At 45.7% G+C, this 25,525-nt stretch carries 23 protein-coding genes; 3 read left to right on the top strand and 20 right to left on the bottom strand.

Annotated features, from left to right (window positions below):
* Positions 1-104: 104 nt before the first annotated feature.
* The 9 genes from AC58PQ_RS17520 to AC58PQ_RS17480 form a co-directional block, all read right to left on the bottom strand.
* Positions 105-473 (bottom strand): ATP-grasp domain-containing protein, encoded by a 369-nt coding sequence (locus AC58PQ_RS17520; protein WP_497243807.1) that lies wholly within the window; start codon positions 471-473, stop codon positions 105-107.
* Positions 474-502: 29 nt separating this feature from the next.
* The gene (locus tag AC58PQ_RS17515) at positions 503-847 is read right to left on the bottom strand and encodes a hypothetical protein (protein WP_497243659.1); all 345 of its coding nucleotides are present in this window, start codon (positions 845-847) and stop codon (positions 503-505) included.
* Between the two features lie 217 nt (positions 848-1,064).
* Positions 1,065-1,592, bottom strand: coding sequence for a hypothetical protein (locus AC58PQ_RS17510; RefSeq protein WP_497243657.1), 528 nt, complete (start codon positions 1,590-1,592; stop codon positions 1,065-1,067).
* 192 nt (positions 1,593-1,784) lie between these two features.
* Positions 1,785-3,407: a response regulator transcription factor gene (locus tag AC58PQ_RS17505; RefSeq protein WP_497243655.1), complete on the bottom strand. Its 1,623-nt coding sequence runs from the start codon at positions 3,405-3,407 to the stop codon at positions 1,785-1,787.
* Positions 3,408-3,409: 2 nt separating this feature from the next.
* On the bottom strand, positions 3,410-5,200 hold the full coding sequence (locus AC58PQ_RS17500) for a sensor histidine kinase (RefSeq protein ID WP_497243653.1): 1,791 nt from the start codon (positions 5,198-5,200) through the stop codon (positions 3,410-3,412).
* A gap of 107 nt (positions 5,201-5,307) precedes the next feature.
* A complete protein-coding gene (locus AC58PQ_RS17495; protein ID WP_497243651.1) occupies positions 5,308-6,651 on the bottom strand; it encodes an ABC transporter substrate-binding protein in 1,344 nt (447 codons plus the stop codon).
* A 148-nt stretch (positions 6,652-6,799) separates the two neighbouring features.
* Positions 6,800-7,630, bottom strand: a complete 831-nt coding sequence (locus AC58PQ_RS17490) for a carbohydrate ABC transporter permease (protein ID WP_497243649.1) — start codon at positions 7,628-7,630, stop codon at positions 6,800-6,802.
* Between the two features lie 16 nt (positions 7,631-7,646).
* Entirely contained in the window at positions 7,647-8,591 is a 945-nt protein-coding gene (locus AC58PQ_RS17485) for a carbohydrate ABC transporter permease (protein WP_497243647.1), read from the bottom strand.
* Between the two features lie 165 nt (positions 8,592-8,756).
* Positions 8,757-10,202, bottom strand: coding sequence for a DEAD/DEAH box helicase (locus AC58PQ_RS17480; RefSeq protein WP_497243645.1), 1,446 nt, complete (start codon positions 10,200-10,202; stop codon positions 8,757-8,759).
* Positions 10,203-10,392: 190 nt separating this feature from the next.
* On the opposite strand from AC58PQ_RS17480, the gene AC58PQ_RS17475 reads away from it, so the two are divergent.
* Together AC58PQ_RS17475 and AC58PQ_RS17470 are read left to right on the top strand one after the other, a co-directional pair.
* Entirely contained in the window at positions 10,393-11,139 is a 747-nt protein-coding gene (locus AC58PQ_RS17475) for an ABC transporter ATP-binding protein (RefSeq protein WP_497243643.1), read from the top strand.
* A complete protein-coding gene (locus AC58PQ_RS17470; RefSeq protein WP_497243641.1) occupies positions 11,136-13,097 on the top strand; it encodes an FtsX-like permease family protein in 1,962 nt (653 codons plus the stop codon). Before AC58PQ_RS17475 ends, AC58PQ_RS17470 begins: the two co-directional genes overlap by 4 nt.
* 2 nt (positions 13,098-13,099) lie before the next feature.
* On the opposite strand, the gene AC58PQ_RS17465 is transcribed toward AC58PQ_RS17470, so the two are convergent.
* Genes AC58PQ_RS17465 through AC58PQ_RS17455 form a run of 3 tightly spaced genes read right to left on the bottom strand, consistent with a single transcriptional unit; the run spans position 13,100 to position 15,021 of the window.
* Positions 13,100-14,095 carry a sensor histidine kinase gene (locus AC58PQ_RS17465; protein ID WP_497243639.1) on the bottom strand — a complete coding sequence of 332 codons (996 nt, stop codon included), beginning with the start codon at positions 14,093-14,095 and terminating at the stop codon, positions 13,100-13,102.
* Complete coding sequence (locus AC58PQ_RS17460) at positions 14,092-14,772, bottom strand: response regulator transcription factor (RefSeq protein WP_497243637.1); 681 nt, start codon at positions 14,770-14,772, stop codon at positions 14,092-14,094. The genes AC58PQ_RS17465 and AC58PQ_RS17460 overlap by 4 nt, the downstream gene beginning before the upstream one ends.
* A 51-nt stretch (positions 14,773-14,823) precedes the next feature.
* On the bottom strand, positions 14,824-15,021 hold the full coding sequence (locus AC58PQ_RS17455) for a GNAT family N-acetyltransferase (protein WP_497243635.1): 198 nt from the start codon (positions 15,019-15,021) through the stop codon (positions 14,824-14,826).
* A 100-nt stretch (positions 15,022-15,121) separates the two neighbouring features.
* On the opposite strand from AC58PQ_RS17455, the gene AC58PQ_RS17450 reads away from it, so the two are divergent.
* The gene (locus AC58PQ_RS17450) at positions 15,122-16,003 is read left to right on the top strand and encodes an AraC family transcriptional regulator (RefSeq protein WP_497243633.1); all 882 of its coding nucleotides are present in this window, start codon (positions 15,122-15,124) and stop codon (positions 16,001-16,003) included.
* 866 nt (positions 16,004-16,869) lie between these two features.
* On the opposite strand, the gene AC58PQ_RS17445 is transcribed toward AC58PQ_RS17450, so the two are convergent.
* From AC58PQ_RS17445 to AC58PQ_RS17410, 8 genes are read right to left on the bottom strand one after another with little or no spacing between them, the layout of a single operon-like run.
* Positions 16,870-17,655, bottom strand: a complete 786-nt coding sequence (locus AC58PQ_RS17445; protein WP_497243631.1) for a hypothetical protein — start codon at positions 17,653-17,655, stop codon at positions 16,870-16,872.
* 33 nt (positions 17,656-17,688) lie between these two features.
* A complete protein-coding gene (locus AC58PQ_RS17440) occupies positions 17,689-18,546 on the bottom strand; it encodes a sugar phosphate isomerase/epimerase family protein (protein WP_497243629.1) in 858 nt (285 codons plus the stop codon).
* Entirely contained in the window at positions 18,546-19,538 is a 993-nt protein-coding gene (locus AC58PQ_RS17435; RefSeq protein ID WP_497243627.1) for a DUF6005 family protein, read from the bottom strand. Before AC58PQ_RS17435 ends, AC58PQ_RS17440 begins: the two co-directional genes overlap by 1 nt.
* Positions 19,539-19,564: 26 nt before the next feature.
* Complete coding sequence (asbD, locus tag AC58PQ_RS17430) at positions 19,565-19,840, bottom strand: petrobactin biosynthesis protein AsbD (protein WP_497243625.1); 276 nt, start codon at positions 19,838-19,840, stop codon at positions 19,565-19,567.
* A complete protein-coding gene (locus AC58PQ_RS17425; protein WP_497243623.1) occupies positions 19,837-21,114 on the bottom strand; it encodes an AMP-binding protein in 1,278 nt (425 codons plus the stop codon). Before AC58PQ_RS17425 ends, asbD begins: the two co-directional genes overlap by 4 nt.
* Positions 21,111-22,946, bottom strand: coding sequence for an IucA/IucC family protein (locus AC58PQ_RS17420; RefSeq protein WP_497243621.1), 1,836 nt, complete (start codon positions 22,944-22,946; stop codon positions 21,111-21,113). Before AC58PQ_RS17420 ends, AC58PQ_RS17425 begins: the two co-directional genes overlap by 4 nt.
* On the bottom strand, positions 22,916-24,166 hold the full coding sequence (locus AC58PQ_RS17415) for an MFS transporter (protein WP_497243619.1): 1,251 nt from the start codon (positions 24,164-24,166) through the stop codon (positions 22,916-22,918). Before AC58PQ_RS17415 ends, AC58PQ_RS17420 begins: the two co-directional genes overlap by 31 nt.
* Positions 24,163-25,506, bottom strand: coding sequence for a lysine N(6)-hydroxylase/L-ornithine N(5)-oxygenase family protein (locus tag AC58PQ_RS17410; RefSeq protein ID WP_497243617.1), 1,344 nt, complete (start codon positions 25,504-25,506; stop codon positions 24,163-24,165). Before AC58PQ_RS17410 ends, AC58PQ_RS17415 begins: the two co-directional genes overlap by 4 nt.
* Positions 25,507-25,525: the final 19 nt, after the last annotated feature.

Below are 25,525 nucleotides of genomic sequence, written 5' to 3'. Positions count from 1 at the left end.
TCCGATTAACCTACTTTTGTAGTAGGTTATATGTCGTTATCACGAACCGAGCCCGCAGCGAGAATACGAAGTTAGCTGATGCTTCAGCCTTATTCAAATTAACCCTAAAAATCTTTAATTGCCTTATAAAATACTTCTAAGTCTACTTTATCTGGTAATCCTGAAACTTGACCGTCTCCTACTTCAATTACACACCACTTATTATTTTCTGTTTTAGCTATATCCATCGTGAAAAAGGTACTCTTAATTCCTATTGCTAATTCAACATACTCATCTAGGTTTGGTATATCATTCGTATCATAAATTGCTTCATCCCAATATTCAAAAATGTGCAATAGCTTATGGTTTAAGAAAAACAAACGATATTCCTTTGCCAATGGCATTCCACTTTTCGGATGAATGGCTATTTTCTTTAATGGAACAAATTCTCTAAATACAATCCCACCACTTAATTCTTCCCCTTGTCTATTTATGAAGTTTTGAATTACGGTTTGTGCATGAGTTATATTGGAAGCGTATAGTCCTTTAATATCTCATATGAATGCGGGAAATAGTGACATGCAAGGTATTCTTCAGGAGTATTAATCAACTTTATATTCCTCTCAAACAGACCATTATAAAGTAATTCATAGAAGTGAGGTTTCATCATCCATCCTCGATAAATTGCAGATTCTGTATTGTTTGAGGGACTAACTCTTTTTATTGCTTCACTTACATTTTCTGCAAACAAATTTTCTAATGAAATTAAAGCAACTGGAAAACCTAATTTTTTTGCACTTAAAAACTCATTTTCATAATCAATATCTACCTTTTTTTCATTTATAGGATCACAACAAAAAATGATCAAAAGAATCACTCCTTATTTATTTATTGCAGAAGTTTCAGCTAACATTGTTGTGTTTACGAACCCGAGAGGCTTAAAGGAGCGTCAGCGACTGGGTCGCAAACTTAGCCTCACAGGGTTGTCTGCCTGAATCGCTTCCTTGAAATCCTTCGGGCAGACCAAGGAGCCGTCAGGCTCCGCTGCGGAATGCGTTGTTATGCGATGCTCCTGACATCTTCGATTAATCTATCCAAGTTATCCTTACATTCGTTATTTCAAATGGGTTTTTCTTGGGCCATACAGGCAATTCATCATGATAACCTTTAATAAATTTATACTTCTTCCCATCGGACTTGTTAGTAAAAAGTATGCTATATGCCTTAACTTCACCCTGTATTATTGCTAATTGAAAGGTTGTAAATGTGTTAGTTACACCTCCGCCGCCAATAATACTATCCTCAATTTCTTCTATTGTATTATATTCCTGAATGCACATTTCTTCGTTATGACCGATGTAATCAAATATTAAATAGTCTCCATGAATAACTTCTTCTCCAGTAAGAGGTGTCTCTCTGTCTCTAAAGTAATAACAATTCTTATCTATATTTAAAAAATTTCTTAGAATTTCATTATGTTCACCAATGATATCTACTTTTTCGTAAATATAATTAAAAATGTTGTTTAGTTCCTCTTCAGAATATTTTTTATCTTTCAAAAATGAGTTGACCACTATTTTATAGACGAGGTCTTTTAATTTAATCTTTACCATCTTTTTCTTCCTTTCCCTTGGAGTTTCAACTAACGTCTTTACGAACTTCGTATATTCCTGAATTACGTATGTATTCGCGAACTTCGAGCCATATCCTTTTTATGTAAATTTGGTCAGACATAGAAAAAAGCCTGCATCTCTGCAGGCTTTCGCACTTCCCAGGACTCTCGCGCCTCTACCGACCCGATCTCCCTAATTCCCCTTCGTCTGCCCCCGATACACATTCGGCACGAAGCCCGTGTGCGCCTTGAACAACTTGCCGAAGTAGTTCTTGTTCTCGTAGCCGAGCATGTCGGAGATTTGTTCCACGCTTTTATCCGTAATCTCGAGAAGCTCCTTCGCTTTCTCCATCTTCATCCGCGTCACGTACTCGATGAAATTCTCGCCGGTTTCCCGCTTGAACAAGCGGCTCAAGTAGCTCGGATGCAGGTGCAGATGTACCGCGGCATCTTCGAGTGATATTTTCGAATCGAGATGGTTGTACACGAACCGTTGGCACTCCAGGATTTCACGATTATGCGACTCTCTATACACTTGTCCCGCCCACTGGATCGCCTGCTGCAAATAATCCTTGAGCCACAGCTCCATTTCACGGATGGAGGACAGCTCGTGCACATCATGGTGCAGCAGCTCTGAGGAGAACGTCGATTGATAGTGCTGCAGCGACTTGAGGCGCATTCGCACGTCGAGGATCATTTTGAGCAGCCAATCCTTGACCTCCAAGGGACGGAACCGATTATATTGAATGAAATCGGCCCATTTCGAGACGAACGACTCAATCCCTTCCATACGCTCATCGAAAACCACATTACGGAACTCATCCAACGCTTGTGCGTACTGAGCCAGCAGCTCCCCGCCATCTCCGAATCCCTCCTGCAAACGCTCTAGCTTGGAGATCGAAGATTCAGGCAAGTAGAAACGCAACGCTCGGGCCTCCACCATACGAATTAATTGATCCTTCAAGGCTCGAACATCCTTTACCGGCGTTCCAGTGATGAACGAGAATGAAATTTTCGCGTACTTTTGCAGGCAAGTCTGAAGCTGTCGCAGCGTCTGCTCCATCTTCTGGCTGTTGTTCACATGCAGCTCAGAGAAATGCGGGAATAACAGCACGATTTCTCCTGTATCGTAGGTGAATAAGGTAACTTCCTTTTGATCCATCAGCAGCTCTTCCACGATATTCTGAATCGTATATTCGAACAAATCCGTCGATTGAAACCGGCTATTCGCTTCTTTCACCCGATTGGCATAGCCGAATACAGGCAGTACGGCATGCTTATTCAGCTGGATCCCGAAGTCCCCCGCTTTCGCACTCCACTCCGCAGAATTGAATAAGGGCTCATTCACCGTGCTGCGGATAAATTGGCGCTTGGACGCTCCGCGCTGCTGAGAGACCTCTTTCTCTAGCTTGCGGCTCTTCGACTGCTGCCGGTCCTCCGCATCCAACTGTTCTTTGAGCCGAGTCAGCACCTCGGTAATATTACTGACATTCATCGTTTCCTTCAAAATGTATTCACTCACCGACAGCTTAACCGCCGCCTGCGCGTAGTGGAATTCGTCGTGACAGGAGAGAATCACAGCCTTCACGTTCGGATCCCCTTCGCGGAGGGACTTGATCAGCTCTAGCCCGTTGATCTCTGGCATTCCAATATCACTGATCAGTACATCTGTTTTGGTTTGCTGTCCTGCCTTTAAGGCGTCTAACGGATTGGCATAAACGCCAGTCAATTGATAGCCGAGCTCTTCCCATTTTATTGTCGTTTTCAGAAATTCAAGAACCGGGATATCATCATCTACAATCATGACGGTGTACATAGTCACACCTCCTTCTCGGGTTGCTGCGGAAAGCGCAGAATAATCTGAGTTCCTTGTCCCAGACTACTTTCAATGTCGTAATCGAATCGATGTCCGTAAATCATGCGAAGTCGTTCAAACACATTATGTAAACCAATCCCCGATAAGGAAGGACTGGTTGTCTCTTCCTCTACAGTCACCGTTGGAGTGACCTCCAAGTGATCACGAAGCTCCAACAAACGCTCTGGTGTCATGCCTACACCGGAATCATTGATCTCCACTTGCAGCCTGCCATCCTCCGCAATTCGGGATGCGATGGTTATTTCACCTGCTTTACTTTTAAGGCCATGAATATACGCATTCTCTATGAGCGGCTGCAGAAGGAAGCGTGGAATTTGGATCAGAAGGGTGTCCGACGCCGCGGATACCCGCAGGATAACCTGATCACCGTGCCGTGAATTTAGAAGACGCACATAATGTTCGTTAATGCCAATCTCTTCATGCAGCGATATATACGCGTTGTTGCGGTTGATGGTCATTCGTAAAAGAGCGGATAATGAGCTGATCAGCTCCGCGTTCTCCTCATCGCCCTTCATCATGATTTTCAACCGAATCGAATTCAGCACGTTAAAAAGAAAATGCGGATTTATCTGCGCTTGCAGCATCGCCAGCTCTGCTTTGCGCTTAAGCTCTTGTTCTCGCTTGTTCTCGAATAGCGTCAGCTCGATGCGATCGATCATACGGTCAAACACATAACCAAGCCGACCGACTTCATCTCCACCACTAATGTTGGAGCGTTCACTCAATTGACCGGATTCGATCCGGACTACGGTTTGAACCAGCTTCGCAATAGGCTTCGTCAGTGTTCTCACTACATAAAGGAGCACGACTGCGAACAGAATCAGAAACAGTAGCTGAATCCCAAAATCGGTCTTCCGAAACGATTGGATTTGCTGTGCTGCGGCCTTGTATGGCGTCATGCTCACGAGCTTCCATTCCGGCGTAATTTGATCACTTTGCATAATATATTCTTCGCCTGCAACCTTCACAAATGAAGAACCTTCCTCCATAGGAAGCTGATCAAAATAGGTAAATGGCTTTCCGATTCGTCTCGTATCTTTATCTACCAGGATTCGTCCATCCTCATCAATGATGACCATGGATTCCTCATCCCCATATTGGGCAAATAAATCTTGAAGAACCGTGGGCTCAAGTCCGACAATAACATAGCCATAGGTTACCTCATTGGTTCGGAGCGGCTTTGCTGCCGTTAATAAATAAGGCTGCGTCGACTCTTTATTATAATTGGGCTCAGCCCCAATCCATTTCACATTATAACCAGATACTTGGTTTACATCTTTCATCCACTCTTTAGCCAAAAATGATTTCGGATCAAAATCATACGTCGTATAGGAGGCCACATACTGGCCATTCGGCAGCAATAACGTGACATTCAAATTTTCAATTGGATTAATCACTGTATCGATCCGATTGTCAATCGTTTGCTGATTGATGAAAATATCCCCAATTGGTGTGTTTCCATTTACATGACTTAAATTCAATATAGGCTCTTTCAGATCCTTATCAAATTGAATGAAATTCATGATATACAACATGTTCTTCATTTCTCTGGTTACGATCTGATTGGCGATGCGCATCGCCTGCCGCGAGCTGTCTTCCACCTGCGAGCGAACCGCATCCCTTGTGAACAAAATCGACACATTCATCGAAACGATAGATGGCAGAACCAGACAAATTAGAATCGTTAGTACTAATTTATTACGAAGTGATAATGAGCGAAACCATTGCAGCACTAACGCTTCCCACCTTCTCCAATAAAATGGGAAAAAAGAGGGGCCCTGTGGCCTCCTCTTGCTTCCTATACCCATTATACCAGTAAAGCTATCCTAATCGTTACCGATTACTTCGCGTTACTTTTTCTGATGTCTTCAAGTTTTGTTTTCGCTGTTGCGATTGTTTTCTCCAGATCTTGCTTACCAGTCAAGAACAACTCAACTTGCGTTAAGTATTCTTTCTCTTGTTGCAATGCGTACGTTGGAGGAACAATCAATTTTGAAGCTTTGTTTACTTTTAAAGTAGATAGCAAGGAAGTTTTGTCGATAAACTTAACTTGATCTGGTTTACCGCTTTTTAGAATCGCTTCTACGTTGGCATTAATGTCCGCTTTCTTCCAACCGGAGAAGAACAGACCTTGTGTTTGAATACCTTCTGTTGTGTACCATTTCACGAAGTCATACGCAGCTTGTTTGTTTTTGGAGTTAGCAGCTACACCCATGAAGTCAGCGCCACCTAGCGTCAAACCATTCGGGTCTTTCGCATCATATTTCGGATACGGTGCAAATACCGTGTTGAATTTCGCATTTTGCGTAAGCTCGCTTACCATCCAGTTCCCAGTTACTAACATTGCTGTTTTACCACCATAGAACACATCGCGGTAAGCCATTTTTTGCGAAACCACTTCGAAGTAAGGCACAGATGTTTTATCGATATTTTCCATTTGGTTACGTAGATTCAAAGAGAAACGAACCTGTGGATTATCAATGTATTCAGTACCATCGGGTTTAACGAGGTACGGGTTATCACTATTGTTGTTCAAACCAAGCAACGCGTATTCTTTCCAGTTGTGGAAGTAGGAGCCATACTGTTTCGTTGCGCCATCACCTGACGTTAATTTCTTCGCATATTCCGCATAGTCATTCCAAGTCCACTCTGTCGGAACCGGAAGCTTAGCTGCGTCCAATTTGTCCTTGTTCAAGAGGACGAACCACTCAGCCATTTTACCAGGAAGCGCATAGTATTTACCATTCACAACAGGATCAAGCTTATATTCATCTTTCACAACAATCTTATCTTTGGCCAAGTAAGCATCTAGTGGCTCAAGAATTCCTGCGCCTACACGTTGTGCAAAATCAGATGCACTGGAGTACATCACAACGTCCATTTGTTCACCGGAAGCAGCTAGTAGATCAAGCTTTTTCATACCTTCTTGGGAATCGCCCTTCTCGGACATGCTCTCATAGACAACTTTTACGTTCGGGTGAGTCTTGTTGTAAGCTTCTACGGTTGCATTCCAGTTCCCTTGTACCTCTGTGTACCAACCTTGTACTTTAATCGTAACAGGCGCTTTCGCTGCTGCTGTGCTGCCGGCAGTTTCAGTTGCTTTATCTTCACTTTTACTTCCACAGCCTGCAAGCGCAGTAGTGATGGCTAGAACACCGCTTAATACGAGTAAACTCTTTTTCATATAAACCCCTCCAAGAAGATATTTTTATTATGCTTCGTTGTTTGAAAACCTTTACATCACGAATCGTAACAAACTTACTTGGAGCACACGAGGCAATATTTTAACCTCATGCACTCTTATTTTGACATCTTGCTGTTGGACCGAAAGATTACCCTTTAACGCCCCCCGTAGAAATCCCCTCAATAACCTGCTTCTGACCAAGTATGAAAATGATAAGTAATGGTAAGATAGCTGAAACCGATGCCGCCATAATTAAGGAGTAGAACTCGCCATTTAGATCAGCAAAGGAGTGAATTCCTAGTGGAAGTGTGAATAAGCTCTTCGTTCTTAAGAAAATCAATGGACTCTGGTAATCATTCCATGTCCATATGAAACGCAGGATCGCATAGGTTGCAATCGCTGGACGTACAAGCGGTGTACAGATGGTCCAGAAAATACGGGCATGTCCTGCGCCATCCATCCTTGCAGATTCCATGTATTCGTCATGAATGCCCAGATAAAACTGACGAAGCATGAACGTACCGAGTACACTGAAGGACCCCAGAAGGATTATTCCCATATGTGTGTCATACAAGTGCATCCCGCGAAGTAAAAGGAATTGAGGCACGAGAATCGCCTGACTGGGAATCATATAAATCGCGAGAACGAGTATGAAGAGCACATTCGAACCTCGGAACTTGATTTTGGAAAAGGCATAAGCGGCCATGGATGAAAAAAGAACGGACAAGGCCGTTGTGATGACGGTCACCTTTATCGAATTCCAATAGTATAAGGGGAATTTCGACGTCGTCCATACGGTTTTATAATTTTCAATCAAGCTCCAATGCTTTGGAACCCACTGAATCGGGAAGATGAACACGTCGGCTTCAGGCTTCATTGATGCAGATATCATCCAAAAGAATGGCGTCATGAACAGGATGCCGAACAGGGCCATCACGATCGTTAGAATGATCTTTTTCAAACTTTTATTCTTATCCATGTGTGAACCTCCATTCTTAGTAGTTGACCCATCTACGTTGGCCAAACCATTGAATTAACGTAATCAAGAGAACCAGAATCACAAGCACAATCGCCATCGCAGAGGCATAACCCGATTGTAGGTTAATGAAGGCTGTTTCATATAAACGGAATACCACAACACTTGTTGAATTGGCAGGACCGCCATTCGTAAGTACGGAAATGACATCGAAAACTTTGAACGTTCCGATAATACCCGAAACGAGCAAGAAGAATGTAGTAGGTGACAATAAAGGCACGGTAATGCCGTAGAACTGCCTCCATTTCGATGCTCCGTCAATATCAGCAGCTTCATACAAATCCTTCGGAATGGATTGAAGTCCTGCCATGAAGATAATCATGTTGTAGCCGATGTTGATCCAAACCATAAGTCCCATTACACAGTACAACGCATAATCAGGATCTGCTAGCCACTTAGGCGGATTCGCGAAGCCCCAGTCCATTAACGTCTGGTTAATGGGTCCGTACGTTGGGTGGAAAAGCACTTGAAAGACAATCGCTACCGCAACCACACTGGAGATATAAGGAATGAAATAAATGACTTTAAAAACACCTTTAAAATACACTTGCTTATCAATCAAAACCGCTAAAACAAGCGAAATAATGAGTGTTAACGGAACAACGACCATCAGAATCATGTTGTTCTTCAAGGAAAGTAGAAATACGCTATCGTGAATCAGCTTTATAAAGTTGTCCAACCCAAGGAATTTCACCTTCGAAAATCCAGCAACAAAGTTCCAGTCCGTAAAGCTTAAGATGAATGACGCAATGATTGGAAATAAGGTAAAAACAAATAAGCCGAGTATCATGGGACTAACGAACGCATATCCGGCCAAATCCTCTCGAATTTGTCGCTTGGAACGCTTCGGCTTCACTTTGGTTGTTGCGATACTGCTTGCTTGAGATTGTATATGGTTAGCCATGAAATTCACCCCATGTCGTGTTTTCTCTAGTCTACCTTGTGTGCGTTTCATGGATAAGTCACAGAATTGACCCTTTCGAGTAATATTTTAACCTTCCGGGCTGTTTCTTATTTGAAAAGCGAAAAAAACCAGAAAGCCACAAGGCCTTCTGGTTCTCCAATTCCACTATTTATTCGCTTCATGCACCTTCAGCAGTTTCCCCTTGATGGTGGTGTTCTTCATAATTTTCAGGACGAGAGGCCCCTTGCCATTCAAAATGTCGACATACGACACATTATCCTGAATCGTGATGATCCCGATATCCTCCGAGGAGACACCTTCGATCTTGGCGAGGGTGCCGACAAAGTCGACAGCGCGAATCTTTTTCTTTTTGCCCCCGTTAAAATAGAGCTTCATGATGCCTTTGTTCAATTGGTCACTGCGATCGCGCTTGATGACAGGCGTCGCCTGCATCTTCTGATCGAAGGCCGCCTGCTTCGCGGCAACCTCTTCCGAGTCCGGCGCGTCATGCCGCGGAATCTCGAAGCCAAGATAGCCTTCGATATCGGCGAGGAACTTGTCCTCATGCGGCGTTACGAAAGTAATCGCCTTGCCCGTCTTGCCAGCACGCCCTGTCCGACCGATCCGGTGGACATAGCTCTCTTTCTCCATCGGGAGATCGTAGTTGATGACATGCGTGATGTCCTCGACATCGATCCCTCGCGCCGCGACATCCGTAGCCACCAGGAACCGGAACTCGCCACGTTTGAACGCATTCATAACCAGGAAGCGATCGTCCTGCATCATGCCGCCGTGAATTTTATCACACGGAAAGTCCAACTGATCCAGCAGCGTATAGAGCTTGTCCACATTCTCCTGCGTCCGGCAGAAAATGATGCAATTATCCGGATTCTCCATCACGAGGACGTTCTGCAGCAAGGGCCACTTCTCGTTATCCCGTACCGTAATGAGGGAGTGCTCGATTTGAACCTTCGCCGCCTCCGGCGTTGCGATTTCAATATCAATCGGCTTCCGCATATACTGATGGCACAACTGCTCGACATCCTTCGGCAACGTAGCTGAGAAGAGCATCGTCATCCGATCCGTCGGAAGCTCATCAATAATCGCGCCCACCTGTTCAATGAAGCCCATTCGCAGCATTTCGTCCGCTTCATCAATGACCAGATACCGCAGTCGTTCCACGTCCAGCGTACCTTTCTGAATATGATCCAGCACACGCCCCGGTGTACCGACGACCACATGACACTTCTGGTGCAGCTCCAGCTTCTGCTTCGCAAATGGCATCTTGCCGTACAGCGCCACTGCCTTGATTCGCTTAAACCGCCCGATGTTGGTCATATCCTGTTTCACTTGATCGGCTAGCTCTCGCGTCGGGGTTAAGATGAGCGCCTGCGGCCTGTTCTCTTCCCATTCCACGAGCTCACAGATCGGTATGCCGAACGCCGCCGTCTTCCCGCTTCCCGTACGCGACTTGACCGTTAAATCTCTTCCTTGCATGGCGATTGGAATCACCTTATGCTGCACATCCGTTGGCTGTGTATAGCCTAATGTCGTCAGCGCCCGCGTAATATCCTCGCTTAGTTCATAATCGTTAAAGCTTCTTGTCGTCACGTTTTGACTCCCCTTCTTGTTGCTGTATCTCTATTCTACTACAGATGGAGGCGGAAAAGGAAAGAGGGGAGCCGCCTAAGCGTTGCTGTAATGCGTGGAGTATGACAAAAATGTCACTTTAGATGTTCATATATCGATGGTTAGTGAGCACATTAATAGGTATAGTTGGGTGGTGAAGGAGCGTGCAACCATGGCTACAAGTATACAAACCAAGAACTTATCGAAATCATACGGCAAAACGCAAGTCTTAAGAAACATTGATATGACCATTGAACAAGGGGAATTCACAGCGATCATGGGGCCTTCCGGCTCTGGCAAAACGACCTTATTGAACACCCTCTCCACGATTGACGCTTTTAATGGCGGGGAGGTTTGGATCGAGGGAAAATCGCTGTTAGATTTGAAAAAGAAGGAGCTACGCGAATTCCGCCAAAAGCGAATGGGATTTCTTTTTCAAGATTACAACTTGTTGGATACCCTAACGGTGAAAGAAAATATTCTGCTGCCGCTCTCGTTGCAAAAAACACCTGTAGCGGAAATGGAGCAGCGATTAACGAAATTGATTGAAGCATTAAATATTGAATCGATTATACATCAGTATCCATCTGAAATTTCTGGCGGCCAAAAGCAGCGCACGGCTGCAGCGCGGGCGATCATTACGAATCCAGCGATTGTGTTTGCCGATGAGCCTACGGGTGCGCTTGATTCGCGATCTGCCACCCAGCTGCTGGAACAAATTCAATTACTCAATCAAACCTTTAAGACAACGGTTCTGATGATTACCCACGATTCGTATGCAGCTAGCTACTGCGGGCGTGTCATTTTTCTCCGTGATGGCAAAATCGTGAATGAAATGTTTAAAGGCGAACAATCGGAGAAAGAATTCTTTGACCGCATCCTGACGATTCAAAGTGCTATTGGAGGGGACCGACGATGAGTTTGCTTGATTTATCATGGAGGAATATGAAGCGGAACTTCCGTTTGTATACCATATATTTCATTTCCATGCTTGTCGGGGTTGTCATTTACTTTACCTTTTCCGGTTTAATGTTCAACGAGGACGTCGTTAACGCCATTCAAAATAAGGAAAATTACAAACTAATTATTTTTATTGCCGCAATTATCGTCTTTTTGTTCATTGTATTCTTTATTTTGTATGCGAACTCTTTTTTTATGAAGCAGCGAAAAAAAGAATTTGGCATGTACTTACTTTACGGGATGAAAGAAAGACAAATTGCCACAATGGTCTTTTTTGAAACGGTATTTTTAAGTACCATTTCTGTATCCGGCGGTATCGTAATCGGGGGATTGCTATCGAAATTTTTTGGTAAAGTATTAATGAACTTGATGCACTACAAGGAGAATATTTCTTTTTCTTTTCCACTTGAAGCAATCGTCTCAACCATTCTGTTATTCGCTTTATTAATCGGTATTATCACGATTCAAAGTTATTTTAGCGTCCGTCGTGTACAGTTAGTTGAACTATTTCATGCCAAAGAAAAAATGGAGAAACCGCTTAAATTTTCTATGACTCTGGCGATTTTGTCCATCATTTTGATTGCGGCGTCCTACTGCACAATTACCCTATCCGGAGATACAAACATCTGGAAAGATTATTTTAAAGAAACATTAATTGCTACAACAGTGGCATTGATTGTCGGAACGTATTTATTTTTCCGCCAGTTTTCCGGTTGGATTTTGCAAAAAATGAGTCAACGTAAAAATTACTTGCATGGAAACAAAGTGTTATGGATTTCCTCCCTTCGTTTTTCTATTCGAGGAAATACAATGAATTTTACGTTTAATTCATTGATTAGTGCTATTGTCATCTTTGCAGTTGGATTTATAGCTGTCGATTACGCGGTAAAAGGTGACGTTGTAAAAAAAGAATTTCCAAACCATTTTGCCTTCTCGACGCAAGATAAGGAAACACAAAAACAAATTGAACACATGATGAATGAATCACATCCCATTATTGCTCATGAAACCATTACTGGCATTCAAACAGAAAAAATACCAAATAGAAAAATGTTTCTTAGCTATCCCGAATATTACACAGAGGAGTTTTACATTTTCCCCGAGTCACAATTAAATGCGATCGTTGATTTACGTGAAGTGGGTGAAAAAGTAGATGTAAAAGATGAAGAAGCGATTGTTTTAACAAGAGGATCAGATCAACCAACAACCTATACGAGTCCACAGCCTGAAATTACCGTTTTAGAAAACCATACATTCCGTGTAGTCGAAAGAATACGATACCCGTTGTTAAGTATCCCATCGAGTCCTAGCGGTAAAACGAAGCCTCAACCTTCTGTACTCGTTGTTTCAGACGAAGCTTTTGAACGCTTAAAACAAAATCGCACCCTATTTTCCTATGAAATTTATCAAATTGAAGATCCGAAAACCTCCAATAACATATCACGAAATCTATACGATATCGTTGCGAAGACGGAAGGAGCCTATTATTCAGCTTATATCGATATGTATGCTATTGATACGGAGTCGTCATCACTAGTATTGTTCTCTGTTGCGTTTTTTGCTGGCATTGCCCTGTTTGCTTTAGGAAGCGTCATTTACTTTAAACAGCTGCGTGAAGCTACAGAAGAGCGGAAACACTACGCGATATTACGAAAACTTGGTATTGGCGACAAGGAAATCAAGAAGATTATTAGGAAACAATTGCTGTTCGTATTTCTGCCGCCACTATTACTTGGATTGGTACACAGTTGGTATCTTTTATACTACACAGTCATCCTAATCATCAAAGATTTACCTTCCTTAACGACGATTATTTTCTCCGTCATGGGATTGTACGTGTTAACATATGTCATCTTTTATGTATCATCCATATCTATTTACTACACGATCGTCAGCGAAAAAACACACGGTGAGTAATGTTACTCATCGTGTGTTTTTTGTAAGTTTAGATAGGGGTCATTGTCCTTCGGAAAATGAATCATACATTGCGTATATACGCCAACTTCAGACGTACAGGTAATATAATGGCCGAGCTTGTTCGATAATTGCTGGGCCAAATATAAACCCATTCCGGTCGATTTGGGATGCGATCGTCCTGTTTCTCCCGTAAACCCGCGATTGAAGATTCGCGGAAGGTCTTGGGGGCTAATGCCAATCCCGCTGTCCCGAATCAGCAGCTGTTTCTCTTGCGGCGTTTCGAATGCGGAAATCGTAATTTCCCCGCCATGTTCGGTATATTTCAAACTATTCGTCACTAACTGATTGATAATAAACTGCAGCCATTTCGGATCACTTTGAATCACAAGCGTTTCTGATTGTAGGCCAATACGAATTTTTTTGGAGAAAAAGGTTTTCGAATGTGACTTCACGATCTCTTTCGAAATCTGGATGACATCACAATTTTGAATCGCGTAATCCTGGTTAAAACTATCGAGCTTGGCGTAATAGAGCGCTTGGTCGACGTAATTTTCTATCTTCGCGATCTCCTCCCTTACACTGTTAGCGTCCATATCGGTTTGCTGAAGTAAGCGAAGAACCGCAATCGGTGTTTTGATTTCATGGAACCAAGAAACGATAAAATCATAATGCTCTTGCTGCCTCTCCTGAACCCGATTCATTTCATGGATGTGCTGCTTTTTCAGCTCCTCGATGTGTTGCTGGGCGAGTTCTCCTTCCAGCGATAAACTCTCATAATCCTCACTTTTCATTTGTCGGATTACACGTACATATTGCTGGTAGCGAAACAACAAGAATCCCAGTAACACAATCGAGGACAAGACGAAGGCATAGAAGAATGTCCCCCATACCCAGTCACCATGGCTATCTGTAAAAAATACTGCCGCCGGGATCAGGAACCCAGCCAGATAGAGATAGATATAGGACTTTTCATAGGCGAGATAGCGAAGAAAGGTCATTCGATCAAATACCCCATTCCTTTCCGGGTGACAATGAAGTCCTCCAGTCCCAACGCAGTGATTTTCCTGCGCATCCGGTTCACGTTCACGGTCAGTGTATTGTCATCGACGAACTGCTCTTCATTCCATAGGGCCTGCATGACGTCCTCGCGTGAAACAATTTTCCCGATATTCCGCATCATTAGCTGTAAGAGGATGAATTCATTCCGGCTTAACTCCGTGACTTGTCCTTGATATTCAATTGTGGAATTGGTGACATTCAATTTCAAGCCGCGGTGGACGAATCGAAGACTCTCATCTTCCTGATACGTATATTTCCGGCGGATAAGCGCACTGATTTTGGCGACAAGAATATCCAAATCAAATGGCTTCTGGATAAAATCATCCCCGCCCATATTAATCGCCATAATAATATCCATATTCTGAGTTCTGGATGACAAGAAGATGATCGGCACCTTGGAAACCGCGCGTATTTGCTGACACCAGTAGTATCCATCAAAAACCGGAAGATTAATATCCAATAGGATGAGATGCGGATGCGGATCTGACTGCTGAAATTCCTTGAGAACCTGGTCAAATTGCGTGACTTCCACCACATCATATTGCCACTTTTTCAACGTATCCGCGACAATCCGTCTAATTTTCTCATCGTCCTCAATCATCATGATTCGATACATGGAATCCCTCATTATTCTAATAGTGCGATCTACCTTATTTTAGCATAAACCTTAGATATTCCTTATATAATCAGGCATTCTTCGCATAAATCGCTCCGTATCGTGCTCAAAATCAAACTGCTTGTACAGCTCATGCGCATCTTTTGTCCCCAACAAGCCCACAAGATCTTTATATTCATCTGAGGTGGTCAAGCTTTCAACTAGCTTCTTGCCGATCCCCATTCCCCTGTAATCTTTGCCTAGCAGCATACTATTTCCGTCCCCTCGGAAAGTCCTGCAAACTTGTGCACGAAATGTCGGGCACTCCTTTTCCATGCCTGCTATTCTATGAATATAGGAGGTCAGAATTATGGATTTGCTTAAAAACATGAATGGTGCAATCAAGTACATTGAAGAAAACCTAACTAGTACGATTGACACGAAAGAAGTAGCGCGACTGGCCTTATGCTCGGAATTTCATTTTAAAAGAATGTTTTCCTTTCTTGCTGGCATTCCACTATCGGAGTATATTCGCCGCAGGCGTCTAAGTCTTGCCGCTTTTGAACTTAGGGATAGTAATGTGAAGGTCATTGATTTGGCGATCAAATATGGGTATAACTCACCCGATTCGTTTACAAGGTCATTTCAGAGTTTGCATGGGGTTACACCGTCAGAGGCCAGACACAATGGGCAATCCTTAAAAGCCTATCCACCTATGACCTTCCAAATCACGATTCAAGGGGGAAATGAAATGATTTATCGCATTGAGGAGAAAGAAGCTTTTCATATTGTCGGTATCCACAAAAGAGTTCGGATTGTTTTTAATGGCGTTAATCCCGAAATTGCCGCGATGTGGCAAAGTTTAACTATGGATCTCATCACCACATTGAAGCAACTCTCCAACATGGAGCCACTTGGACTGCTTAGCGCATCCACCAACTTCTCAGAAGGCCGTATGGAGGAAAAAGGGGAGCTTGATCACTATATTGGCGTTGCCACCACGAACCCGTGTCCCGCAAATCTAACACAGCTCGACGTGCCTGCCTCAACGTGGGCGGTTTTCGAATCCGTCGGACCTTTTCCTGAAACATTGCAAAATATCTGGGGACGCATCTACTCCGAGTGGTTCCCTTCCTCTAGCTATGAACAAATCGCAGGTCCAGAAATGCTGTGGAATGCGGATAAGGATACGACTTCGCCTACGTTCCGGAGTGAGATTTGGATACCGGTGAAGAAGAAAATGAGTAGTTAAGCCGAGATGAATGAGTTGAGAAAACCTCTTTCGAGGCCATTCACAGATGGCGACCGCGTTAAGTTGCAGCCTCCCCCTCCGAGTTAAGTCATTAGCACTTATTACCACGGTATCGCCTCATTAGACCATTATTTTCGCCAACGCCACTACTCTTGCGCACAATTTTTGTGCGCTAGCCGTGCGACAATCGGCCGGGCTCTTCTCTTGCGCACAATTTTTGTGCGCTAGCCGTGCTGCTGACGGCCCAGCTCTTCTCTTGCGCACAATTTTTGTGCGCTAGCCATGCGACAAACGGCCGGGCTCTTCTCTTGCGCACAATTTTTGTGCGCTAGCGTGCGACAAACGGCCGGGCTCTTCTCTTGCGCACAATTTTTGTGCGCTAGCATGCGACAATCGGCCGGGCTCTTCTCTTGCGCACAATTTTTGTGCGCTAGCCATGCGACAAACGGCCGAGCTCTGCTCTTGCGCACAATTTTTGTGCGCTAGCGTGCGACAAACGGCCGGGCTCTGCTCTTGCGCACAATTTTTGTGCGCTAGCGTGCGACAATCGGCCGGGCTCTGCTCTTGCGCACAATTTTTGTGCGCTAGCCGTGCGACAATCGGCCGGGCTCTTCTCTTGCGCACAATTTTTGTGCGCTAGCATGCGACAGCCGACCCTGCAAAACCGCCATGGTTAGAAGGGGATCCTGCTCTTTGAATGTTATACTTTCTATTATGTTAAAAAAGCTCCCTACTTCCTGCACTTTCGCAGGATTAGGGAGCTTTTAGCTTAAGAACGAGCTTTCTTGCCGCTTTATCCGATAAACGTGGAACCCTTCCATATAATTGTCTAGGGTTCCTTTGTATTTGGCAATAGTTCCTCCGTACTAATGATGGTGCGCCAAGTGCGCCAAGTACTTATCGATTCTTCGATCATCTTTAATCGTAGGACACGTGTAGCAATAATTATCTTCGCCCGGCATGCGGAAATGCAGACAGCATTTCGAGCGGATCATGATCTTCTCCTCATCAACTCCCGGTATATCAACGCAACGGAATGAGGCCGTCAACGGGTTCATGGAGTACCCGAACACCTGGATGGCATCGGCCTCGTGTAATAAATAGCGGAAATTGTCCTCGATGTACGCTTTCTCCGAAGATGTTGCAGCTTCTGTGCGCCATTCGTCTATATAATAAACCAAATTATAAGAAATTGTTGCCCACAATGTTTTCACATCGATCCCGCTCCAGTTCACGATTTGCTTCAAAAAGGGCAGGGCATGATCCAAAAAGAGATGGCGAGCATAACTTTCTCTTTCCACAGCAAAAGGGCCGCTCCCTGCCCAATTCTCCAATGAGTATGGAGACAAAAGGCGGTAGTAGAGATGCTTGTTTTTGAGCGAAATAGCAACATTACTTGGAGATACATCTAAGCAACGTCCATAGCGTACCCAAGCGTCCCAGGCACCGGTAATGAAATGACTGTACCGCTTCACGAACAAAGAACTCGCTACTTTACGATCGGGGGCGCCGATTTGCTGAGCGAACTGTTCTAGCAGCTCTGCGACCCCTTTTTCGTCGTCCAGCTTATATGCCCTGTTAAGCTCTGAGCTCTCCGGGGAATCGAGTAATAAATGATAGTGCTTTAGCGAAGTTACCATGTCGCTGCTCATGTTCAGTCATCCTCCAAATTTGTCCAGTAACGACTAATCTAACACTGGGTGCAATCGATTCAGCCGCCCCTGCAGCCAGCCTATTTCCTCTTTCAGTATGCGCATAGGATCTGCGCCGAACCATTCCAGAGAAGCGAACTTACCGCTCTGACTGATTCGATCAATAATTGGACGATAATTTACCGCCCCATTTTCTAATGATACCATACCTTTCCGGCTGCCGTTCGCTGCATACACTTGATGAGGTTGAAACACGTTGCAGTGCGCCAGTGAACTCACATTTTTAAGATGGAAATAGTCTACCCAAGGCGCCAACAACTCGTAACTTTCTAATGGATCGTCACCGGCTTCCCACATGTGCAGAAAGTCCATGTTCAACCTAACGGCTTCATGATTAACCTCAAGCATGAGCCTATGAGCAGCCTCCTTATGATCGGCCAACGTCCCAGGGTGAGTCTCGACAAGCAATTCCATGCCCTGATTCATGCACAGGTCTCCAAGAATTCGCAGTTGACGGACCGTGTCTTCGAACTCCTCCGTGTCCACCTCTCTGCTTCCGCGCATTCCGGCAAACGTACGAATTTTACTTGTTCCAAGCCAATCCGCGACGACAAGCAATTCCTTGCACTTGGCAACCGTATCTGCGAAATTCACCTGTGTGCCCACATCCAGATAGTCGCTGATCATCGAAACAGTCAAACCAGCCCCTTCGAGGATGGCTTTCTCCGAACCTTCCCGTTCCTTGTACAAGTGAAGGGCGTGAGCTCCCCATACTTCTAACCCGTCGAAGCCTTGAACTCGGGCGAATTCCACCAGTTCCTCGAATGAAATCAACGTATGACGGAAGGTAATGGTGCAGAGCGAGCATCGTAATCTAGACAATTCGGACATTACATAGTCCCCCCTTTCACATTTGCGTACTGTGCTGCGGACCATAAGATAAGCTCCCGTTCCAATTCAGCCTTAATGCCTCGTTCAATGGCCTCGGCCTTATTCAATGTCTCCATAATGGAAGTAAGCTGCTTAGTGCCTCCTGTCAGTGACATCTTAACAGCCAGGAATTGCAGGGTATTAAAGGCTTGAACCAAATCGCGGATTTGCTGCGCCCAATACTCATAATTATCCCTAGGCAGTTGCAGTTCATCATGAAAATACATCAGAGCATAGTCATACCCGTATTTGCGTATCACAATAACATAGAGATGCTTGAGGGCATCCCCTAGCGAGGAAATCTTGGCCGGATCCTCCGTAAGCCTTGCGACAAGTGTTCGAAGTCCAGTTACCAGTTCATTGCGATCGAGATGAAATGCGTCATAAAAGTACGCGATGACGTTCTCTGGCGTCGGCTGTTGAATCGTAGGGGCATCGATATAGAATCCGTCAGGGTAAGCATTTTGAACAAAAGAATGAATCAACTGCTCACGGCTTACCATGCCTTCCCATTTCATATCCGCATCCAGCATGAACCATTCGTCCTCACGATCTGTAGCTGAAACGATCACATAATGAGGGAATGGCTTCAAATTAAACTTATTTTCCCGCTCGGGCATAAGCGACATGTCGATCTGCACAACAACGTGCCTATGCTTAGGCGCTTGCTCAACAAGCTCCACCAGTTTGGCTGCATTTGCTGCCGGATCTTGAAGTGGGTCATGCCATTGCACGGCCACAACACCAAACATTCGTTCGTACCATTGCATTAATCGAGTGGGTTGAAACGTCTCCGAATAATACGATAATCCCGATTCATGCCATCCGAACTGCTCTTCCCACACGTTGAAATAAAAAGGGCGATAATCGACGTTGCTATATCTTTTGACCACTTCGCACATGCAGCTCAACACACAATGAACCTTGATGCGTTGATCCTTCCATCCGAACATGACCTTGCCTCCTTCCTTCACTTCGTTTACTCTTCGGCTATGCCGACAGAGACAGGGGACAAACTCTCCATGAAATCAAGCAGAGATCCTACCGTGTGAAACACTCTCGGATCGACTTCTTCCTCTGGAATGCAAAGGCCAAATTCAACCTCGATCCAGACCAGCAGCTGCATCATCATGACAGAATCGATTCGAAGATCCTCGTTCAATCTGTGCGATTCCTCTAGGATAGGCAGCTGTGCCAGAAGCAGCTTGGTTGCCATAATGGTTCTCAATTTTTCCGTTCGTTGTTCCCTTGTCATTGCTTTAATTGTGCCTCCTCTAGCAATTTACGGCTAATTTTGCCCGTTGCATTTCGTGGCAGCTTCGTCACACAGTCGACTTTAGATGGCACTTTATAGGGAGGCAATTTCTGAATACACCACTCTCGAACAGTCTCCGGCTTGATCTCAGGATCTGCCACGACCATGCAGCATGCAATCTCGCCCATCACGGGGTGACTTCCTCGGTAGACGACACATTCCATAATCTCATCCATTTGGGAGATCACATTTTCCACCTCTAGGGGATATACTTTTAATCCCGATACGTTGATAACATCGTCCGCTCTGGACAAAAGATGTAAAGCTCCTTGATCTTGATAGGCAAGATCGCCCGTATGGATCACCTGATTCTGAACGGCGATGATTAACTCTTTTGGCTCATCAGATGATGAACCTGCTTCCACAATTTGAATGTGCCCTAGTAGCTTGCCAATATCTGCACTCTTCCGAAGAGAATGATTCACACTAATACATCCCGCTTCCGAGCAGCCGTATTGCTGGAGCAAACGATCCGCCGCCAACGGAGCCAGCTTATCAATCAACCCTTGCGGCATCGGCGCGCCAGAGCTCATGAACTGATGGAAACGTATATCCGAAGGGAACGAGGTCAGAACATGCAGCGTCAATGGGACGCCATAAACGATATGTTTCGGTGTGTCCCGCAGAAGAGCCAGTGTCAGCTTCGGGTTCGTATATGCGGCGACGTGAGGTACAACTTGACGCGCCATGGCGGAAAGCACGCCACTTATTAGGCCGTAGGAATGACTCACTGGGGAAATCACAACCGGTGTGATCGAGTTATCCAAATCAATGGCATCATTATAGGCTGTGATTTCAGCCTCAATAGCCGTCCAGGTTCTGCTAATCAACTTAGGCTTGCCTGTCGTGCCTGAACTGAACATACAGATGGATGGCTCCTGCAAGGGGACGATGTCTGTTTCGCTTGGAGCAATAGGATGGAATCCATCCTGGACAGATTGATACACAAGTCCGATGCAGCCCGCTTCTTTGCTGAGCGTCATCGCAGTTACAAGCGGTGTCTCTCCGTGAAGCAGCAGCACCGATATCCCTAGATCCTTCGCAAAAAGCACAAATGGAATCAACTCAGAGGCATTCGCGATGCATACCGCAATTCGTTTACCCGATTTCCATGCTTCCCGCGTGTGCGACAAAAGCCCCCATGCTTTCCAGCGAGCTTCTAGATCATCCCGGCCGAAATACGTTTGATTATAAGCAAACAATTTCTTATTCAAAGACGAATCTCCTCTCTGTGTGTACTGGGCGAACAAGGAAGGAAGGCCGACAATGGATTCGGTACTTCATGCGACAACCCTTTGGTTTGCAGGGCAAGCCGCTTATGCGTTAGCTGCTCGACACGTGTTGTTGGAGCAAACAAATCCAACGTGTCAAATCGCTCCTTCCAATGTGAATCTCGTTCGATATGGCGATGAATGCAAGCAGCCGTCATTTGCCAGAACTGAGTTTCTTCAAAGCCGTAACGATCGCATAGCATCATCGCCAGCTCCCCAAGATTAACGAAGAATAACGCACCAAGTGTCAGATAGCGGAGTGGCGCCACACCCTCCACTTCAAAGTTAGCCCGTTCCTCCTTCAGCGCGTAGCGTTCATGTACTTGTGTTAAGTCCGGACACAAATCGGGTCTGCTCAGGAAGGAACGATCATACAGGACATCCTCGTGGAAATCCTTTAGTGCCAATCGCTCAGGCAAGCCGTCTCGATGCACCATCACCATATTTTGCGCATGTGATTCCGTAGCCACGCCATGAACAGCGGCCAAATGGAGAACAGGCAGTATACACCGCTCAAGAAGTCGGTTCAGCCAAGCCTCGACCCCATAGGTTTGCAGCCAAGGCTCAATGAAGGGAGTACCATCTCTCTCCAGCGTGCAAAGCGCATAGAAAGGGACCGTTTCCTCTCCGGCTCGTAAATAACCGTGCAAGCTTTCTCGCCAAATGCAGCCCACCGCTGCGTACAAGGGGGATGGCGTACTCCCTTGTGGATCATACGTGAGGGCAGCCACTTCCCGCAGTAATATAAGCTTGGCTTCATCCTTTAAATAAGGATCTTCGTCTACGAGTGTTTGCAGCCAGGAAGATAAGACTGGAGCCGTTACCGTATAGTGCGGGAGCAATTGACGGGAACTTGATGTATTCAATAAATTCATCGACAGTTTTACATATGTTTTCTGTGGCGCTGTTCGGTTGGATAGTGTCCGGATAGACTGCTGAGCGCGATAAGCATCCTCGGAAGGCCCCAAGAGCAGCATGCGTTTCTTGTTATACTCCTCTGCATAAGCAGGAGCGATAATGCGGCGCCACTGCCATGGATGTACGGGCACGAACGCATAAGCCTCGGGGTCCCAACCCTCACTTTGTAGGAGATCGCAAAAGGATGATACCACTTCATTCCCCAGCTCTTCACGCAGCAGGCCGTCAAATGTAAGATCAGGCAGTACAGCTATCCGGCTCTCTACTTTACTTACAGCCAGCCATAAAGGCTTCACATCTTGAGAAAATTCAGGGCCATAAGTGAGATGATCCCCATAATCGAACCCGATCCGAGACTTATAGCTTGGGTGATAGCGATGTCCATCCATCACAGCTGATTCCAGCTCTTCGCCGCTCAGTTGGTGCAATTCGGTATTTCCAAGCATACGCACATACTGAGCCAACGTATCTTTAAGGAGTGTGTGCTCCAGCTCCTCTGTGAACGAAACTAGCTTGTTCCGATCCGTACCAGACACATTCAGCACTTCCTGAATGAATAATCGAAGCGATAACGCCTCTTCCTCACCATCGCTTCCAACCCGAATAAGCGGCGCGTCTTCCTGTAATCGAATGCGGCCAAATGTGAGCCTTCGTTGTCCAAGGCACCAGTACGAAACTTCCCGACCTTCGGCATCCTGACCCTGCAGACTGAATCGTGGTTCCGAATGCGGCAAGACGATTCCTTCATAAATGACCGATTCAACCAATTGTCGGAAAATTCTTCTACGCACTTGTACGCAGCTCTCCGATTTTAAAGCTTCAAGAGCTATGAGGTCTTGCTGCCATGAACTTGCCATGTGGTTGCCTCCTTCGGTGAGCTATAGATATTGGACCATTTAAACAGCATGCCATTAACAAGACAAAGCAAGGCGGCTGCCAGCAGCGGCGAATTCAATCCCACTTGTATCGACAAAAACGATGCAATCAGTGGAGATAATAACTCTCCTGCTGTCTGAAAAGATACCATGACACTGAAGGCTATGGCAGCTGTTGCTCCTTGTTCCCGTTGGAACAAAATGACATCGAGAACGGCCATCGTGATGGCTAGAAACATACCGTACAGCATACGTCCTGCGATCAATCCGACTATGCCCTCCGCCATCCCTTGTGTGATCAAGCCGATAGCCATGGCTCCAACGCCAACCATGTACGCGATAGGCAGCCGGCCCGGCTTGGCTAAACTGCGAAGAAACGGCAGTAGGATCAAAGCACAGACATGAGGAAGAAGAAATAACAGGCCAGCTAATTCTATCGATAAGCCAAAGTCTTTTTCGACATATGGGGTAAAAAAGGGTCTGACTACTTGATTCGCGATCGTTAATGTAAGAAACAACAGTCCCAGCGTCACAATCGTTCGATCATGGAGCAAGCTGCTTAACAACCCTTTCGAACCTCCAGGCTCACGACGAGCATCCTTCTTTGAAGCGCTTTTCCATCCCCAAAGTACGACAACGCATACGATCAATTGAATCACATCCGCTGCTGCCGCCCCATAAAACAGCGTTAATGGATGTTCCATCTGAAGCATATGAGCACCCACCAACGCAGCGATCAGAACCGCTGTATGATGAACGGCATGAAACTTGGCCGCCGATCCCGCTTGAGCGCCTTTATCGCTGAGTTCCATAATAATTGGATAAATCAACATATAACTGCTTTTAAAAATGAGCAAACATACCGTCAGAATGAGGAATTCTGTCGCACTATCCGCCTGAGCCAGCAGCGCTGTCGAAAGGGCGGTTCCTGCCTGACCGACGAGCAGCAGCCGCTTGGCTTCCACCTTGCGGGTCAGCCACCCCCATAACGGAGAGCAGAGAACGACCGTTAGCCTGCAGACAAACAAATATAAACCTGTGTAACTGTAGTCCTCGATCCCGAACACCTGGTGAAAAAACTGCGGATAATATGGTGACAGCAGCACTTCTGTAAACAGACCTAGAAACATGCAGCCAAGAAGTGCAGCCTGCATGCCTGTTCGCGATCTACGACTGGACAACTGTGGATTCAGAATACTCATTTGCTAACTCCGAACTGCTGGAACACATTTCGGCTTCTGAGCGGATAAACCTCACGTCCTGCTAACTGCTCAATAATCACGCTGTTCCGGTGAGCGCCCAGACCAAGATCGGGAGCGCCGACACCGTGCGTATGCAGTTCCCCATTTTGAATAAAGATGTGGTTCTCCCCGTTGGTTCGCAGCTTCAGCGAATAATTCTCAGCGATATCCAAACGTCCCTTCGCATCTCGGCACATATAAGGCTCTAACGGACTTAAGCAAGCCGGTTCGGCATGCTCATAGCCTGTCGCCAGAATGACGATCTCGCTGGTATGCTCGAAAGCAGCATCCTGCTGCAATTGTCGGCAATGCATTCGGTAGCCATCGTTCCCTCGATCTGAGGTCGGAAGCAACTCCTCCACTTCTGTTAAGGACAACAGCCTAACGCCTGGCCCTTCCTGCCCACCGATTCCTGCCTCGTACAGCGTATCGTAGATATCCGCAATGGTGTTTGCGCTAATACCTTTATACAGTAAGCCCTGCCCTGCTCGGATGCTATCCTTGCGCTCAGGTGCAAGCTCGTAGAAGTACTTCGTATATTCAGGAGAAAAATGCTCAAGTCCGAGCTTGGAATACTCCATCGGGAAAAAGCCCGAAGAACGTGTAAACCAATCCAACCGATACCCGTTTTCCCCCTGCGCTCTTAGCAAATCCAGCACGACTTCGGCTGCGCTCTGTCCAGAGCCTACGACCGTAATCGACCGCGCTTTCAGGCATCGTTCCCGTTGCGATAAATAATCGGCCGAGTGAAAAACATTCGATCCGCTTAAGTGTTGAAACCGTTCCGGAATACGTGGTCTGCTCCCAACACCTAGTACCAAGTTACGGGCAACATAGGTCTTCGTTTGCTCGGTATGAAGCTCTTTCGCCTCCACGACAAAATGGGAACTGGATTCCCCTTCTTTCAGATGGATGCTACTCACTTCGTAGCCGAAACGGCAAGAAGCTAATCGTTCCGCCGCCCATTTGCAATAATGGTTATATTCCCTGCGCGGAATGTGGAACTTCTCTAGAAAGTAAAAGTGATACAATCTTCCATGCTCATGCAAATAATTGAGAAAACTGAGCGGATGCGTCGGATCGGCCATCGTCACCAAATCCGCGAAAAAAGGAACTTGCAACGTCGTCCCCTCAATCAACATACCTGGATGCCACTCGAACTGTGGTTTCCGTTCCAAGAATAGGGCCCTCATCTCGGGTACGCGCGTAAGCAGCGCAGCAAGACCGAGATTGAAAGGACCAACTCCGACCCCCAGCACATCCCATTCATCCGAATGATTCGGAATAGCTTGCCTAACCAATAGAAATCTCCCTCGTTTC

The organism is Paenibacillus sp. J22P143 (assembly GCF_059692035.1).
This window is presented reverse-complemented; position numbering and strand designations above follow the sequence as displayed.

Coding starts and splice junctions, on each gene's coding strand:
- asbD (WP_497243625.1), bottom strand. CDS start 19,840: ATGACAAGGGAACAACGAACGGAAAAATTGAGAACCATTATGGCAACC.
- AC58PQ_RS17415 (WP_497243619.1), bottom strand. CDS start 24,166: ATGAGTATTCTGAATCCACAGTTGTCCAGTCGTAGATCGCGAACAGGC.
- AC58PQ_RS17475 (WP_497243643.1), top strand. CDS start 10,393: ATGGCTACAAGTATACAAACCAAGAACTTATCGAAATCATACGGCAAA.
- AC58PQ_RS17460 (WP_497243637.1), bottom strand. CDS start 14,772: ATGTATCGAATCATGATGATTGAGGACGATGAGAAAATTAGACGGATT.
- AC58PQ_RS17465 (WP_497243639.1), bottom strand. CDS start 14,095: ATGACCTTTCTTCGCTATCTCGCCTATGAAAAGTCCTATATCTATCTC.
- AC58PQ_RS17435 (WP_497243627.1), bottom strand. CDS start 19,538: ATGTTCGGATGGAAGGATCAACGCATCAAGGTTCATTGTGTGTTGAGC.
- AC58PQ_RS17420 (WP_497243621.1), bottom strand. CDS start 22,946: ATGGCAAGTTCATGGCAGCAAGACCTCATAGCTCTTGAAGCTTTAAAA.
- AC58PQ_RS17445 (WP_497243631.1), bottom strand. CDS start 17,655: ATGAGCAGCGACATGGTAACTTCGCTAAAGCACTATCATTTATTACTC.
- AC58PQ_RS17440 (WP_497243629.1), bottom strand. CDS start 18,546: ATGTCCGAATTGTCTAGATTACGATGCTCGCTCTGCACCATTACCTTC.
- AC58PQ_RS17485 (WP_497243647.1), bottom strand. CDS start 8,591: ATGGCTAACCATATACAATCTCAAGCAAGCAGTATCGCAACAACCAAA.
- AC58PQ_RS17510 (WP_497243657.1), bottom strand. CDS start 1,592: ATGGTAAAGATTAAATTAAAAGACCTCGTCTATAAAATAGTGGTCAAC.
- AC58PQ_RS17455 (WP_497243635.1), bottom strand. CDS start 15,021: ATGCTGCTAGGCAAAGATTACAGGGGAATGGGGATCGGCAAGAAGCTA.
- AC58PQ_RS17490 (WP_497243649.1), bottom strand. CDS start 7,630: ATGGATAAGAATAAAAGTTTGAAAAAGATCATTCTAACGATCGTGATG.
- AC58PQ_RS17450 (WP_497243633.1), top strand. CDS start 15,122: ATGGATTTGCTTAAAAACATGAATGGTGCAATCAAGTACATTGAAGAA.
- AC58PQ_RS17495 (WP_497243651.1), bottom strand. CDS start 6,651: ATGAAAAAGAGTTTACTCGTATTAAGCGGTGTTCTAGCCATCACTACT.
- AC58PQ_RS17505 (WP_497243655.1), bottom strand. CDS start 3,407: ATGTACACCGTCATGATTGTAGATGATGATATCCCGGTTCTTGAATTT.
- AC58PQ_RS17470 (WP_497243641.1), top strand. CDS start 11,136: ATGAGTTTGCTTGATTTATCATGGAGGAATATGAAGCGGAACTTCCGT.